The sequence below is a fragment of the Sphingomonas sp. GM_Shp_2 genome, from assembly GCF_026540875.1.
In the GTDB taxonomy this organism is placed as follows: Bacteria; Pseudomonadota; Alphaproteobacteria; order Sphingomonadales; family Sphingomonadaceae; genus Sphingomonas; species Sphingomonas carotinifaciens.
Genome location: NZ_JALNUQ010000028.1, coordinates 32783 through 47854, shown reverse-complemented (window position 1 = coordinate 47854; position 15072 = coordinate 32783). Strand labels below are relative to the sequence as shown.

Here is a 15072-nt window from a genome sequence, read left to right as displayed (position 1 = left end):
CGCGAAGCGGCCTGTCCGCTTATGGCCCAGGCGTAGTCGCTGTCCGCGCCCAATCGGCCATCCCCTCAGTGTCGGGATTTAGCGAGAACCTGCCGCTGTACACGTCGTGTGGGATCGACGGCAAAGTTCCAACGGTGAGAGGCTCCCCGCCAAGAGACGGGGGGCCATTGGCTCAAATTTCGGTGTTCTCGGCGAGAGCAAGTGCATCTTCCACGTCGATCCCGAGATACCGCACGGTATTCTCGATTTTGCTATGGCCGAGAAGGATCTGGACGGCACGAAGGTTGCCGGTTGCCCTGTAGATGATCGATGCCTTCGTTCGGCGAAGGGAATGCGTGCCATACTCACTCCGGATCAGACCTACCCCTGTCACCCGTTCATCGACGAGCCGGGCATACTGGCGGGTGCTGAGATGCCCATTATGATCAACGCGGCTGGGAAAGACGTAGTCGTCCACCGTACCGCCCCGCCGCTCGAGCCAAGTCAGCAGGCTGGCGCGAGCGTCTGAGAGCAGCTCAAACTGAACTGGTCGGCCTGTTTTCTGCTGCATGACGATCGCCCGCGTTCGGATTTGCCCGCCGCTGACAAGATCGCCGATCTTCATCTGCACCAAGTCGCAGCCTCGGAGTTTGCTGTCGATCGCGAGGTCAAACAGCGCTCGATCTCGCAAGCGACGCCGCTGATTGAGGTAGAAGCGGATCTCCCAGATTTGCTTTGGCTTGAGCGCGCGCTTCGCGCCGACGGTACGTCCAGCGTTCCAGACTTGACGCTTGGTGGTAGCAAGTTCTGTTTCAGGCATCTCCATGATCGTTCTCCAACGGCCAGATGGCCGTCCGAAGAACGCATCGCAGGCGGATGAGCCTTGATGCCTCAAGGCGCCTGCCGACCAGGTATCGCCGTTCCTCCGTCGTGGCGCGAACGACCGAATCTGACAGGAGCCGCCGATCGAGCGTCACACAGCAGTCGGTGCGCAGCCGACTATCCTCGGCCATTTGTCGCCGTTGCTGCAGATCCGGAAAGCGGTCGTTTGTTCATCAAGGTGCGAATGCCTCTAGGATCCGGCATTCGGCTACGGTGCCCCCAGCGCAACTCGAAATAACCGCCGCCAGCTCGCGCCGAAGCGCGGTTAGATCTGAGATCTTGCGGTCGATCTCCACCAAGTGCCGCGCGGCGATCTCGTCGATGGTGCTGCAGTCGCGATCACGCTGCTCCGCCATGTCGAGCAGAGCGCGGACTTCCTCGAGCGAAAAGCCGAGATCCCGCGTTCGCCGGATGAAGCGGAGCCGTTCGAGATCCTCGGGGCGGTACGAGCGGTAGTTGCCGCCGGTCCGCGCAGGCGCCGCGATCAGTCCTGCACGCTCATAATAGCGTACCGTCTCCACCTTGGTGCCGGTGGCCGCCGCCAGCTTTCCGATTGTCAGCGCATTCATGCCTTGACCCTGTACCTGCTACAGGGTCCATATAGCTTGTCGCACGACAAACACGAAGGGCGACAATGATGGCCTGCGGCAGCTGCTGCCCCGCCTCCGACAAGGGTACGAGCCTCGATCCGCGCTGGCGCACAGCGCTTTGGATCGCGCTCGCCGTGAATGCCGCCATGTTCGTGGCCGAGATCACGGCGGGCGTGGCAGGCGGATCCAAGGCGCTTCAGGCCGATGCACTCGACTTCCTCGGCGATAGCGCCAACTACGCGATCAGCCTTGGAGTGGCCGGTTTGGCACTCCCCTGGCGAACGCGCGCCGCGCTGATGAAGGGCGTCACCCTGGCCGCGCTTGGCGTCTACGTGCTCGCCGCAGCGCTATGGGGCGTGTGGCACGGCGGCGTTCCGCATGCCGAAGTCATGGGCGTCGTGGGGATTGTCGCGCTGGCGGCGAACGCCGCCGTCGCGCTGATGCTCTATCGCTGGCGCACGGGTGACGCGAACATGCGATCTGTCTGGATCTGCTCGCGCAATGACGCGATCGGCAACGTGGCCGTGGTTCTTGCGGCAGCGGGCGTCTTCGGCACAGGAACGGCGTGGCCGGATCTGATCGTCGCTGCCGCCATGGCGCTGCTCGGCATCTCGGGCGGTGTCCAGATCATCGCGCAGGCGCGAAGCGAGATGGTCTCGACGCGGCAGGATTACAGTCCGGCACTGGGGTGATAGGAGGAAAGCGATGCGTGGACTGCTGCCCTTCATTGCTTGCCTGATGCTGGTGCTCACCGGCTGGGGCAGCATGGCGCACGCCGCAGAGATGTCCGGTGGCAGCGTCGCAGGCATCGAGTTTTCGGTGCACGCTCCGGGTGACGGGGACGAGGTACCGGCTGACGGTGACAGCGCGCTGCCCCATCATCACGGAACCTGCCACGGCCACGACGTGGGTACGCCCGCGGCCATGAACGGAGAAGCAGCAGGCTTCGCCGACATGGGGGTCCGCCCCTACCTGGTCACAAACGTGCTGGCCGGCGTGCAAGGCCGCGTGCTGCCGAGACCGCCCCGAGCCTGACTGTACCCGTTCGCCGACGAACCGTCGGCACCAGGAACTCCGTCAGGAACACATTACCATGAAGACATTGCTCGCGGCCCTCATGGCCGCGGCGTCCTGTGCCACCATGGCGCAGGCGCAGACCGGGGAGCAGGCGACAGAGCCAGCCGCGGTCTTCACTCTCGACCAAGCGATCCAGGCCGCTGGGGGCACCGCGCCCGCGACTGAAGCCGCCGCCTCCGCCGTCGAGGCGGCGCGTGCGGGCCGGACGGTCGCCAACCTTCGCCCGAATCCAATCGTTCAAGGGCAGGTCGAGAACGTCATCGGCACCGGGCCGTACAGCGGCCTTCGCAGTGCAGAGACCACCGTCGGTGTCGCGATACCGATCGAGCTCGGCGGCAAGCGCGGTGCCCGCGTCGCGGTCGCCGATGCCCAGATTACCCGAGCTGAACTGCAGGCGGCGATCACCGCAGCAGACGTCCGCGTCCGGGTCACCCAGCTTTACGTAGAGGCCATTGCGGCCGAACGGCGCCTGGTCACCGCACGTGATCAAGTCCGCATCGCAGGAGAGGCCCACCGAGCGGCGTCGGTGCGGGTACAGGCTGGACGCGCCTCTCCGCTCGAGCAGCAGCGCGCCGGCGTGGCACGGGTCAACGCTGAAGCGAACCTCGAACGCGCTGCCCGGCTCGCCGATGCCGCGCGCATCAACCTCGCCCGGCGGATTCGCCGGTCCGTCAACGGAATGCTGGACATTGGCCTTCTCGACCGGCTCCCTGCTCCCGTGGCCGGCCCCGACCTGCCCGCCCGAGCTACAGGCACTCTCGCCATGGCGGCTGCGGACGCCGACCTTGCGATCGCCGACGCCGGCGTACGCCTCGCCCGCGCTAACCGGGTGCCAGACCTCAATGTTGGGCCGGCGCTGCGCCGGCTCGAGGCGACCAATGACACCGCGGCGGTCTTCAGCGTCTCGATCCCGATCCCGTTGTTCAACAACGGGCGGGCGGCGATCGCCCAGGCGCGAGCACAGCGCACGCAGGCCGACGCAATCCGCCGAGTGACCGCGCTCGATGTCGAGCAGGCGATCACGGACGCGCAGACCGAGGCTGCCAACGCCGCAACGACGGCCCGCGCCGCAGCAGGCCCGGCTCTCGACGCGGCCCAGGAAGCGGCGCGGATCGCCCGCATCGGCTATCGCGAGGGCAAGTTCGGCCAGCTCGACTTGCTCGATGCCGAACGCACGCTCGCCGAGACCCGCCTAGCGGCCATCGAAGCGCTCGCCAGCTACCAGAACGCACGCGCACGGCTGGAGCGGCTAACCGCTCCCGCGCCAACCATCGGGAACGATCGCTGATGCGCAACATCCATATCGCGAGCACCATTTCGCTCGCGCTCATGCTGGCTGCCTGCGGCTCCGGCAACGAAGCCGACAATCGAGCGCCTGCAAGCGAAGGTGCCGCCGTAAAGGCTGCCGGGCATGCTGACGAGGGGGCGGTGACGCTTTCCCAGCAGCAGATCGCGGACGCGGGCATCGAGGTCACGCGCCCGACCGTCGGCGGCGTCGCAGGCGCGATCGAGATCAGCGCCACGGTGGAAGGCGACCCGCAGGGCGTTCAGGTCGTCTCGGCGGCAATCGGCGGCCGCGTGGTGTCGCTCACCCGCAACCTCGGTCAGCCGGTCGGACGCGGCGACACGATCGCCATCATCGAGAGCCGCGAAGCTGCCTCGCTAAGGGCTGAGATCGAGGCCGCGCAGGCCCGTGCAGCGCTCGCACAGTCCAATCTGCGGCGCGAACAGCGTCTGTTCGCCGAGCGAGTCTCACCGGAGCAGGACCTGGTCGCAGCGCGCACCGCCGCGACCGAGGCCAACATCTCGCTCCGGCTCGCGCGTCAGCAGCTGTCGGCCACCGGCGGCAGCGGGGGCGCATTCAACCGGATCGCGGTGCGCTCGCCGATTGCCGGCCAGGTTATCGCCCGGTCCGCCACACTCGGCCAGACCGTGGCCGCAGATGCCGAGTTGTTTCGCGTCGCTAACCTGTCGAAGGCAACGATCACCATGTCGCTGATTCCGGCAGACGCAGGTCGCATCCGTCCCGGCGCGCGCGTCGAGGTCACGGCTCCAGGCAGACGGCAGGAAGCGCGGGTCACCTTCGTGTCGCCCGTGCTGGACGAGACGACCCGGCTCGTGCCGGTGATCGCCGGCATCGACAACGCCTCGGGCACGTGGCGCGTGGGCGAGACAGTGAACGCCTCGATCCTGGTGCCGGCAAGTGGCGACCGGACGGTCGCCGTGCCATCGGCCGCCGTGCAGATGATCGAGGACAGGCCGCATGTGTTCGTGCGCACCAGCGCGGGCTTCCAGGCGAAACCGGTCACGCTCGGTCGCACCAATGGCGGTGTCGTCACTGTGACGTTGGGCCTCACCGGCGACGAGCGTATCGCGTCGACCAACTCGTTCATCCTGAAGGCGGAGCTCGGCAAGGGCTCGGCCGAGCACGAGGACTAAGCCCGTGATCTCCCGCATCGTCACCTTTGCGGTGGAGCGGCGCTGGCTCGTGCTGCTCGTCACCCTCGTCGCGGCGCTCGCCGGCGTGCTGGCCCTCCAGCGCCTGCCCATCGACGCCGTACCCGACATCACCAACAACCAGGTCCAGATCAACGTCGTCGCGCCGGCGCTGTCGCCCGATCAGGTCGAGAAGCAGGTCGCCTTCACGCTCGAGACTTCGCTCGCCGGCATCCCGGGCCTCGAATACACCCGCTCGCTCAGCCGCAACGGTTTCGCGCAAGTCACCGCCGTCTTCGACGATGGCACCGACATCTACTTCGCGAGGGCACAAGTGACCGAGCGCCTGCGCACGGCCGAAGAGGACCTGCCTCACGGGGTGAACCCCGAGATGGGTCCGATCGCCACGGGGCTCGGCGACATCTTCATGTGGACCGTCGAGATGCGCGAGCTCGACCAGGTGAATCATCGCAACGGCGAGCCGGGCCTTCAGAAGGACGGCAGCTACATCACGCCGGAGGGCGACCACCTCGTCAGCGCCGCGGACAAGGCGACATACCTGCGCACGGTGCAGGACTGGATCGTGACGCCCCAGCTGAAGGGCACACCCGGCCTCGCCGGAGTCGACAGCCTCGGCGGCTACACCAAGGAATATCTGGTCGTTCCCGACGTTCAGCGGATGGCCGCGATGCGGATCACGCTGCAGGATCTCGCCACCGCGCTCGAGCGCAACAACACCAGTGCCGGCGCCGGGATCGTCAACCGGAACGGCGAGGGTCTCGCGGTCCGTGCCGACGGGCGCGTCCGGAATGTCGACGAGCTGGCGCGCACTGTCGTCGCCACCCGCGAGGGCGTGCCGATCGTGCTGAACCAGATCGCGACCGTGCGAACCGGTCAGGGCCTGCGCATGGGCTCGGCGTCGGAGAACGGTCGCGAGGTTGTCGTCGGCACCGCGGTCATGCGGATCGGCGAAAACAGCCGGACGGTGTCGACTGGCGTGGCAGAGCGGCTGAAGCAGATCGGCCCGTCGCTGCCGATCGACGTGATCGTCAAGCCGGTGCTCAACCGCACCGACCTGGTGAACTCCACCATTGCCACGGTGGCCCGCAACCTCACCGAAGGCGCGCTCCTCGTCATCGTGGTGCTGTTCCTGCTGCTGGGCAACTTTCGCGCGGCGCTGATCGCCGCGCTGGTGATCCCGATCACTATGCTGCTCACCGCCACCGGCATGCTGCGCGCCGGGGCGTCCGCCAACCTGATGAGCCTGGGCGCGCTCGACTTCGGCCTGATCGTCGACGGCGCCGTCATCATCGTCGAGAATTCGCTCCGGCGGCTTGGCGAGGCGCAGCACGGACGTGAGGGCGTGCTCACGCTGCGCGAGCGACTGGACATCGTGGCCGCCTCGGCGCGCGAGATGATCCGTCCGTCCGTCTACGGCCAGGCGATCATCATCCTGGTCTACGCCCCGCTGCTCACCTTCAACGGCGTTGAAGGCAAGATGTTCGAGCCGATGGCGGTCACCGTCATCATCGCGTTGGTCTTCGCCTTCATCCTGTCGCTCACATTCGTACCCGCGGCGATCGCTATCTGGCTGTCCAAGCGGGTGGAGGAGAGGGAAAGCCGCATCGTCAGCTGGCTGCGCCGGCGTTACGAGCCCGGGCTCGACCGCGCTATGCGTCGGCCGAGCGCGACCGTTGGTATAGCCATCGGTGCCCTCGCTCTCGCAGGGGCCGCCTTCACGACGCTCGGCCAGGAATTCCTACCGCAGCTCGACGAGGGCAACCTGCTCGTCCAGGCGATCCGGGTGCCCGGCACATCGGTCGACCAGAGCCAGACGATGCAGTTCCAGGTCGAAAAGGCGATCGCGCGCGAGCCTGAGGTGGCCTTCGCCTTCTCGCGGACGGGCACGTCCGAGATCGCATCGGATCCGATGCCGGCCAACATCACCGACACGTTCGTCATCCTGAAGCCACGAGACCAGTGGCCCGACCCCGGTCTCGACAAGGGCGAGCTGATCGAGCGGATGGAAGGGCGGCTCTCCAGGCTGCCGGGCAATGCGTACGAGATCACGCAGCCGATCCAGATGCGCTTCAACGAGCTTATCGCCGGCGTGCGTGGCGACATCGCGGTCAAGGTCTTCGGCGACGACTTCACCCAGATGAACGCGGCAGCCGAGGACATCGCCGACGTGCTGCGGCGGACGAGCGGTGCTGTCGATGTGCGGGTGGAGCAGACCGAGGGGCTGCCGATGCTCGACATCCGCCCGAACCGCGTCGCCATGTCGCGCGTCGGCGTCACTGCCGGTGACGTGCAGGACGTGGTCGCCGCGGCCGTGGGGGGTCGTCAGGCGGGCATGATCTTCGAGGGCGACCGGCGCTTTCCCGTCACGATCAGACTGGCAGAGGCGCAGCGGTCGGACCTGACCACGATCGCGCAGGTTCCTGTCCCGCTACCGACCGGCGGCTTCGTCCCTCTGTCCACCGTTGCTGACATCGCCGTGGTGAACGGGCCGAACCAGATCAGCCGCGAGAACGGCAAGCGGCGCGTCGTCGTGCAGGCGAACGTGCGTGATCGCGACGTTGCCGGCGTGGTGGCGGATGCACAGGCGTCGATCGCGTCCGGCGTGAAGCTGCCGCCTGGCACCTATCTGGAATGGGGCGGCCAGTTCGAGAACCTGGCATCCGCCCGCGACCGGCTCGCCGTCGTGATCCCGATCTGCTTCGCCGTCATCATGCTGCTGCTCTACGGCGCGCTCGGCTCCGTCCGGGATGCGGCACTGGTGTTCACCGGCGTGCCCCTGGCGCTGGTCGGTGGGGTGCTCGCACTGTTCCTGCGCGGCATGCCCTTCTCAATCTCGGCGGCGGTCGGCTTCATCGCGCTATCCGGCATTGCGGTGCTCAACGGACTGGTGATGGTCTCGTCCATCCACGACCTGATGGCGCAGGGCATGGACCGAACCCGTGCCGCTCACGAGGGTGCGCTTGCCCGCCTGCGTCCGGTCGTGATGACAGCGCTGGTGGCGAGCCTCGGCTTCGTGCCCATGGCGCTCGGGCACGGTGCTGGCGCCGAGGTGCAGAAGCCGCTGGCGACGGTCGTCATCGGCGGCCTGATCTCGGCGACGCTGCTCACGCTGTTCGTGCTGCCGACGCTCTACGCCCGTTTCGGGCAGCGGCTGAAGGCTGTCGAGGACGGGCCGGAGATCAGCCGGGCGACCGCGTGAAAAACCGCAAGCCGCCGGTCGGCAATGTCCCCACTTAGGCATCCAGCACTCTCAATCGGTCTAACTGGCTATGACCGCTTTGGGCGAAAGCGGTCAACCGCGCTATCCGCCTTCGATGACGGCTTTGTCCCCGACGCCCGTGTCCGGCTCTCTAGCGGAAACGGGCGGGAGTGAGTTCAGATCTCGGTGTTTTCTGCAAGGGCAAGCGCGTCCTCTACGTCGATTCCGAGATAGCGTACCGTATTCTCGATCTTGCTATGGCCGAGAAGGATTTGGACGGCCCGCAAATTCCCCGTCGCCCTGTAGATGATCGATGCCTTCGTTCGCCGTAGCGAGTGGGTGCCATACTCGCTTCGCATCAGCCCGACCCCTGTCACCCATTCGTCGACAAGCCGAGCGTACTGCCGTGTGCTCAGGTGCCCATTGTGATCGACCCGGCTCGGGAACACATAATCATCCACCGTGCCGCCCCGGCGTTCGAGCCATGCCAGCAGGCTCCCCCGAGCATCTGGCAGCAGCTCGAACTGAACAGGCCGGCCTGTCTTCTGCTGCATTACAATTGCACGTGTTCGGATCTGCCCGCCGCTGACAAGGTCGCCGATCTTCATCTGCACCAAGTCGCAGCCTCGGAGTTTGCTGTCGATCGCCAGATCGAACAACGCCCGATCTCGCCACCGGCGGCGCTGATTGAGGTAGAACCGGATCTCCCATATTTGCTTCGGTTTCAGCGCACGCTTCGCGCCGACGGTTTTTCCGGCATTCCAGACTTGACGCTTGGTGGCGGTGGGTGCGGTTTCAGACATCTCCATGGTCGTTCTCCAATGGCCAGAGCGGCAATCGGAAAACGCTTCGGGTATGACGGTCTGGTATTCCCAAGGGGCCTATGCCGACCAAAATGCGTCGTTCCCCGGTCGGGCCTCCAACGGCAACTTCTGCCGGAACCTGCCGTTCGGCCGGCGCTCAACCGTCTGGCAGCAACGCGCCTAACATCGGCGTTCAGCCTATTCAGCACCGCGCCTGAAAACCGCCGTTCATTGATGTGAATGCGCAAGATCGGATGGGCGGATAGTGACCTGTCTGCTTTCGGGTGGCCAACCGCGTTAAGCTGCCGTTCGTTCAGGCGACGCGGCAGAAGTCCTCGAGCGCCCGTGAATGGCCTAAACCGGTAAGATACGTGCCGAACGCGTCCAGGAAGAGGCGGAGCTTGGCTGGTTGGTAGCGTCGGCTCGCTAGAACGGCCCAGATGCCCTGATCGGCTAACTTTCCGTCGGCCAGAACGATGGGCGTGAGCCGGCCGTCCGCCACTTCTTCGCGCACGTTCCATTCGGAAAGCCCAACGATCCCTAGTCCCGATATGCTCGCTTGGTGAAGGGCGTCGACGCTGTCCGCCACAAAGCGACCCTTGATGGCCTGCCGTACCGGCCGCCCATTGCTGTCAAATGACCAATGCGAAGTGGCTGGCGTCGACAAGCATTCGTGGTGTTGCAAATCCTTCAACGACGTCGGTGTGCCGTGCGCAGCAAGATAGGCTGGTGCGGCGTAGAGCCCCCTTGGATTATCCGCAAGCCGCCGTGCGACTAGCCCGTTGTCTCGCAGCTCTCCGAGCCGCAGCGCCACGTCGATCCCCTGTCCGGCGATATCAACGAACGCATCGCTCAGCCGTAACTCGACGCGCAGGCGCGGGTGCATGCCAAGGAACGGTGCCAGCATCGGCGTCACTACCTTGCGGCCGAACGGCACCGAGGCGGCGATCCGAAGCACGCCGGACGCCCCGGCACTGTCGGGGGCTGCCGCCGCACGCCCTTCGTCGGCATGATCCAGCATTGCTTCGGCGTGCGGCAGAAAGGCTTCTCCCTCGGGAGTCAGCGACAGGGACCGGGTTGTACGATTGACCAAGCGAACGCCCAATTCCTGCTCGAGCGCGGCGAGCCTGCGTGACGCCACAACTGGGGTCAGGCCTAACTGCCGCCCGGCAGCGGAAAGGCTGCCTTGCTGGATCGCGTGGACAAGTACGGTGACATCGGCGATTTCGATCATATCACCTGATGATAAGCCGGCTTTGCAGTTTGCGCCACTTATCCCGCCAGACGAAAAGGTTCAACTTTGGACCGACATGGGATTGAAGCAGGAGGTACGCGTGGAACAAAGGGCAAAACGCGCTGGTGCATCACCGCATGCCTGGACGGGGCAGGGGCTCACCCTTGCGATGGCCGGTGCCGCTGGTGTTGGTGTAGCCAATATCTACTACAACCAGCCGATGCTCGGCATGATGCAAGCCGATCTGCCGGGGCCGCTCACCACGCTGGTGCCCACCGCCACTCAGCTGGGCTATGCGGCGGGGTTGTTCCTGCTGGTGCCGCTTGGCGATCTGGTGGAGCGCCGACGCCTTATTCTAATCCAGTTCTGGGCTCTCGCCGCTGCTCTTGCGCTCGCCGCGGTGGCACCCGGCCCAGCGCTGGTGCTCGCCGCCTCGCTGCTGGTCGGCGTGTTGTCCACCGTTGCGCAGCAGATCGTCCCTTTCGCGGCCCACCTAGCATCGCCCGAGCGGCGCGGTGCCACGGTCGGCACGGTCATGGCCGGGCTGTTATGCGGCATCTTGCTCAGCCGCACGCTGGCCGGCTTCGTCGGAGCGAATGCCGGCTGGCGTGCGATGTTCTGGCTTGGCGTTCCGATGGCACTTGGCGCCGGCGCGGTGATGGCAGCGCGCCTGCCCCACAGCCGGCCTGACAGCAGCATGCGCTACGGCGCGCTGATCCGGTCGCTGGCCGCGCTCTGGCGGGAGTTCGCCTCGCTCCGCAAGGCGGCGATCACGCAGGCATTGTTGTTCGGCGCCTTTAGCGTCTTCTGGACGATCCTGGCGTTGCGCCTGCAGCAGCCGGGGTTCGGACTGGGGGCGGAGGCGGCTGGGCTGTTTGGGATCGTCGGGGCGGTCGGCGTGCTCGGGGCGCCGATTGCCGGGCGCGTCGCCGATCGCCGCGGTCCGCATCTGGTGATCCTGCTCGGTGCGGTGCTGACGCTTGCCAGCTGGACGATCTTTGGCCTGTGGGGGGCGCTGACCGGGCTCATCGTGGGGGTGGTCCTACTCGACTTCGGCGTCCAGAGCGCGCTCGTCTCTAACCAGCACATCGTTTACGCGCTGCGACCCGAGGCACGGGCGCGGCTCAACACTATCTTCATGGGCGCCATGTTCCTCGGCGGGGCAGCGGGGTCCGCCGGGGCGACCTGGGCGTGGAGCACAAGCGGCTGGACTGCGGTGTCGATCCTTGGCGCTGCCTTGTCGGCAGCGGCGGTGGCGGTGCAGCTTGCCGGCGCCAGCCGCTCGACGTGATCGGCCGAATGGGCACGATGCTATTGCGCCTGTCCGCAGCGCGGCTAGGCAGCGGCGCGACGCAGCGTTGAGGGAATTAGACACAGCAATGGCAGGGACGCGGTATCGGTTCGGCCCCTTCGTGCTCGAGCTTCCTCAACTCACCCTCGCGCGTGACGGGGTGCCGGTGAAACTGGGCACCCGCGCGCTCAACCTGCTTGCTGTGCTTGCGGAAGCCGAAGGGGCGCTGGTCCCGCGCGACGTCCTGATCGAGCGGGTCTGGCCCCGGCAAGCGATCGATGACAGTGCCATCCGCGTGCATCTCTCGGCAGCGCGCAAGGCGCTGGGACAGGATGGGGGCGAGCCGCTGATCGTGGCGGAGGCGGGGCGCGGGTATCGCCTCACCGTGCCGGTTTCGCGTGAAGACTTGGCGATGCCGCCTCTCGCTGACCCTGCTCGCGCCAGACTGCCCTCGCGTGTCGGTGCCATTCTCGGCCGCGAGCCGGTGATCGCCGCGCTCGCCGAGGAAGTGACCGCGCGCCGCTTCATCTCGTTGGTGGGGCCGGGCGGCATCGGCAAGACGACCGCGGCGCTGGCGATCGGGCAGCGGGTCGCTGACCAAGGTGCGATGGACGCTTGGTTCGTCGATTTGGCGCCGGTCAGCGAGGGGGCTACCGTCGGCGTGACGCTGGGGACCGCGCTAGGGCTGTCGGGCGCCGGCACCGATCTGGTCGGGCGTGTCGCCGCCCGCTTTGGCGACCGGCCCGGGCTAATCCTGCTCGACAATTGCGAGCATGTCGTGGACGCCGCCGCCGCGCTTGCCGAGGCGCTGCTTCAGGGCGCGCCCAGGCTGCTGCTGCTCGCCACCAGTCGCGAACCTTTGCGCGCCGAAGGCGAATGGGTGCACCGGTTGGCCGCGCTCGAGGTGCCGGGCGACGCGGATCGTAACAGCCTCGAGCAAGCGGCATCCTGCGCAGCCACTGCCTTGTTCACGGATCGAGCCCGTGCCGTAAACGCCGACTTCCGGCTCGATGAAGGCAATTTGCCCGCCGTCGTGGAGATCTGCCAGCGGCTGGACGGCATACCGCTCGCGATCGAACTCGCCGCCGCGCGCAGCGACACCATGACCCCGCAGGCGATCGCGGTAGGACTGGACGACCGCTTCGTCCTGCTGAACCGTGGCCGGCGAACCGCGGTACCGCGCCACCGCACGCTGCGCGGCGCATTGGACTGGAGCTACGATCTGCTCGATGCGCCGGTGCGCGCGCTGCTCGACCGGCTGTCGCTGTTCCGCGGTAGCTTTGCGGCGGACGCGGCCGCAGCGCTGGCCACTGGCATTCCGCCATCTAATCGCGGAGCGCAGGACCTGCTCGACGAACTGGTTGCCAAGTCGATGGTGGTCGCGACGCCCGCCGCGGGGGGCGGACGCTTCCGACTGCTGGATACTACCCGCCATTACGGCCTCGCGCGGCTCGATGCCGCCGGTTTCGATGAAGGCGCGCGGCGGGATCACGCCCGCTATCTGCTCGATCGGCTGGCGGGCAGCGCGGCAGCCTGGGAGGGCAAGGCCCTGCGCGAATGGCTAGCGGACTATAGCGCGCAGATCGATGACGTGCGCAGCGCCATCCTGTGGGCGAGCGGTGCCGCGGGGGGCACGGGCGATCCGCACCTCGCCGCTGAGCTGGTGATCGCCGCGGCGCCCTTGTGGTTCCACCTGTCACTGCCCGGTGAATTTCTCCGCCATGCCGAGGCGGCGATCGCTCGGATGGAGGCCGCCGCCGTCGATCCCGCCCGTCAGGTCGAGCTCTTGTCCGCATACGGCCACGCGCTCTGGCATATCCAGGGGCCAGTGCCCGCCATGGTCGATGCCTTCGCGCGGGCGCTGGATCTCGCCCGAAGCGTCGGGTCCGCGCCGCTGGCGCTGCGCGCGCTATGGGGTGTCTGGGCGCAGCGCATCCTCGCCGGGGACTATGCCGATAGCCTCAGGCTCGCCCGACAGTTCGATGAGGAGGTCGGTTCGCAGGGCATGCTGGCAGACCAGCTGACCGGCGCGCACATGCTCGCGCTATCGCATCATTTCTCCGGCAATCATGCGGAAGCCAGCGCAATGCTGGAAAAGGTGATTGCCGGCGATGCCGCGCCCGAGCGCGCCAACCACGCCAATCACGCCCAGGTCGACGGCAAGATCGCGGTCATGAGCCTGTTGATGCGGTTGCTCTGGGTACGCGGCGATCTCGTGGGCGCGCTTGCGATCGCCCGTGACTGCGCCGTGGATGCAGTGCGCATCGATCACGCTTTGTCGCTCTGCTATGGTCTCGCCATCGGCTGCATCCCGGTTGCCATCGCTGCCGGTGAACCGGCGCTGGCCGAGGCGTGGATCGCCGCCTTGCGGGTGCGCACAGAGCGGCACGGCCTCGATCACTGGCACCGCTTCGTGCTCGGCTATTCCCGCGCGCTTGCGGGGGACGACACACCGGTGGAGGGCATGAGCGCCATGCAGGCCGAGATGTTCGCCGTCGCGCGCGATGCCGATGCCCGAGTGCCGTGGCGGCGCGAAGTCGCTTAACGTCTCTTCACGACGCTTCACTCGCGAGCCCATCAGGGGAGCGGCATAACTCTCCTTGCCAAGCCGGCGGACGCCCGGCGCCAAGGTCAAGGATTACGCCGTGCCCCAGCTCAATTCCCTGCCGATCGCCACCCGCAGCGCCGCCGCGCTGGTGGAGCCGGCGTCGGCCCTTGCGGTGCTCGATCCCGTCGTCCGTTCCTTCCTGGATCGCTGGGAAGAGCGGCCTGCCGGACTTCTGGACGCCGAAGCGGCCGTGGCCGGGGTCACGCGACTGGCGCCGGATAGCGTACTGGTACGACCAGCCGATGCAACTGGGCCGCTGCCCGTCTTCCTCTACCTAGCCGGAACGTCGGAGCATGCCGGCTTGCGAACGGCGGCGTTGCAGACGCTTGCGGCGCAAGCAGGAATTGCCGTGCTGGAAATTGTCGCGCCTTTCGATGCGACGGCAACAGCCTTGCGGGTCACGATCGATGACCGGACCGCGGCGGTGTCCGACTTGATGGGGCGCTCCGATTGTCTCGCGATCGGCGGCGATGGGCTTGGTGCGGCGCTGGCGCTCAACCTCGCGATGCATGGCGGCGAATACCGGCTGCTGGTGATGGCCACGCCTGTACTCGGCCAGCCGGTTGGAAGCAGGGCGGACGCGTGGATGCCGCGCCGCCGTGCGGCAGCGCTGGCAGCAGCGTTGGGGACGATCAAGCCCGCGCGTATACCGGCCGGTTCGGCGATCCTTCCGCCGATGCTGATGCTGACGGCGGAGGCCGATCCGTTCCGCGACACTGCGGAGGCACTGGCGCACACGCTGATCCGCCAGGATGTCGAGGTCTCGGCCGTCCGGTTCCTCGGTACCATTCACGACTTCACCTGGCTCCCGCCGCTCAGCGACGCGTCCGCGTCGATGGAGGCCTGCCAGCTGATCGCGGGGGCGCTGCGCCAGCGCCTCCACGCACCTGCCTGCCGAGAGGCGGGCTAACACCGCGCCGCGTCCGACGCGGCAGCACTGTTCAACTCTATC

General features: G+C 67.0%; 12 protein-coding genes. 8 read left to right on the top strand and 4 right to left on the bottom strand.

What is annotated here, in order from left to right; all coding sequences use genetic code 11:
* Positions 1-172 precede the first annotated feature (172 nt).
* Together OXR08_RS11120 and OXR08_RS11115 are read right to left on the bottom strand one after the other, a co-directional pair.
* Positions 173-805, bottom strand: coding sequence for a tyrosine-type recombinase/integrase (locus OXR08_RS11120; protein ID WP_267349840.1), 633 nt, complete (start codon positions 803-805; stop codon positions 173-175).
* Positions 806-1034: 229 nt separating this feature from the next.
* Positions 1035-1430, bottom strand: coding sequence for a helix-turn-helix domain-containing protein (locus OXR08_RS11115; RefSeq protein WP_267349838.1), 396 nt, complete (start codon positions 1428-1430; stop codon positions 1035-1037).
* Positions 1431-1498: 68 nt separating this feature from the next.
* Here OXR08_RS11115 and OXR08_RS11110 point away from each other — a divergent pair, with 68 nt between their 5' ends.
* Genes OXR08_RS11110 through OXR08_RS11090 form a run of 5 tightly spaced genes read left to right on the top strand, consistent with a single transcriptional unit; the run spans position 1499 to position 8184 of the window.
* A complete protein-coding gene (locus OXR08_RS11110; protein WP_267349848.1) occupies positions 1499-2143 on the top strand; it encodes a cation transporter in 645 nt (214 codons plus the stop codon).
* 13 nt (positions 2144-2156) lie between these two features.
* Positions 2157-2486, top strand: a complete 330-nt coding sequence (locus tag OXR08_RS11105) for a hypothetical protein (RefSeq protein WP_267349836.1) — start codon at positions 2157-2159, stop codon at positions 2484-2486.
* Between the two features lie 58 nt (positions 2487-2544).
* Positions 2545-3816: a TolC family protein gene (locus tag OXR08_RS11100; protein ID WP_267349834.1), complete on the top strand. Its 1272-nt coding sequence runs from the start codon at positions 2545-2547 to the stop codon at positions 3814-3816.
* On the top strand, positions 3816-4967 hold the full coding sequence (locus OXR08_RS11095) for an efflux RND transporter periplasmic adaptor subunit (RefSeq protein WP_267349832.1): 1152 nt from the start codon (positions 3816-3818) through the stop codon (positions 4965-4967). Before OXR08_RS11100 ends, OXR08_RS11095 begins: the two co-directional genes overlap by 1 nt.
* 4 nt (positions 4968-4971) lie before the next feature.
* On the top strand, positions 4972-8184 hold the full coding sequence (locus tag OXR08_RS11090; RefSeq protein ID WP_267349830.1) for a CusA/CzcA family heavy metal efflux RND transporter: 3213 nt from the start codon (positions 4972-4974) through the stop codon (positions 8182-8184).
* Positions 8185-8360: 176 nt separating this feature from the next.
* On the opposite strand, the gene OXR08_RS11085 is transcribed toward OXR08_RS11090, so the two are convergent.
* Together OXR08_RS11085 and OXR08_RS11080 are read right to left on the bottom strand one after the other, a co-directional pair.
* Complete coding sequence (locus tag OXR08_RS11085) at positions 8361-8993, bottom strand: tyrosine-type recombinase/integrase (protein ID WP_267349829.1); 633 nt, start codon at positions 8991-8993, stop codon at positions 8361-8363.
* 307 nt (positions 8994-9300) lie between these two features.
* Positions 9301-10221 (bottom strand): LysR family transcriptional regulator, encoded by a 921-nt coding sequence (locus tag OXR08_RS11080; protein ID WP_267349828.1) that lies wholly within the window; start codon positions 10219-10221, stop codon positions 9301-9303.
* Between the two features lie 169 nt (positions 10222-10390).
* Here OXR08_RS11080 and OXR08_RS11075 point away from each other — a divergent pair, with 169 nt between their 5' ends.
* The 3 genes from OXR08_RS11075 to OXR08_RS18695 all read left to right on the top strand — a co-directional run bounded on the left by OXR08_RS11075 (position 10391) and on the right by OXR08_RS18695 (position 15030).
* A complete protein-coding gene (locus OXR08_RS11075; protein WP_267349827.1) occupies positions 10391-11512 on the top strand; it encodes an MFS transporter in 1122 nt (373 codons plus the stop codon).
* A 121-nt stretch (positions 11513-11633) separates the two neighbouring features.
* Positions 11634-14057 (top strand): winged helix-turn-helix domain-containing protein, encoded by a 2424-nt coding sequence (locus OXR08_RS11070; protein ID WP_267349826.1) that lies wholly within the window; start codon positions 11634-11636, stop codon positions 14055-14057.
* Between the two features lie 100 nt (positions 14058-14157).
* A complete protein-coding gene (locus OXR08_RS18695; protein ID WP_267349825.1) occupies positions 14158-15030 on the top strand; it encodes an alpha/beta hydrolase fold domain-containing protein in 873 nt (290 codons plus the stop codon).
* Positions 15031-15072 lie beyond the last annotated feature (42 nt).

Coding starts and splice junctions, on each gene's coding strand:
- OXR08_RS11110 (WP_267349848.1), top strand. CDS start 1,499: ATGGCCTGCGGCAGCTGCTGCCCCGCCTCCGACAAGGGTACGAGCCTC.
- OXR08_RS11075 (WP_267349827.1), top strand. CDS start 10,391: ATGGCCGGTGCCGCTGGTGTTGGTGTAGCCAATATCTACTACAACCAG.
- OXR08_RS11105 (WP_267349836.1), top strand. CDS start 2,157: ATGCGTGGACTGCTGCCCTTCATTGCTTGCCTGATGCTGGTGCTCACC.
- OXR08_RS11080 (WP_267349828.1), bottom strand. CDS start 10,221: ATGATCGAAATCGCCGATGTCACCGTACTTGTCCACGCGATCCAGCAA.
- OXR08_RS11085 (WP_267349829.1), bottom strand. CDS start 8,993: ATGGAGATGTCTGAAACCGCACCCACCGCCACCAAGCGTCAAGTCTGG.
- OXR08_RS11100 (WP_267349834.1), top strand. CDS start 2,545: ATGAAGACATTGCTCGCGGCCCTCATGGCCGCGGCGTCCTGTGCCACC.
- OXR08_RS11120 (WP_267349840.1), bottom strand. CDS start 805: ATGGAGATGCCTGAAACAGAACTTGCTACCACCAAGCGTCAAGTCTGG.
- OXR08_RS11095 (WP_267349832.1), top strand. CDS start 3,816: ATGCGCAACATCCATATCGCGAGCACCATTTCGCTCGCGCTCATGCTG.
- OXR08_RS11115 (WP_267349838.1), bottom strand. CDS start 1,430: ATGAATGCGCTGACAATCGGAAAGCTGGCGGCGGCCACCGGCACCAAG.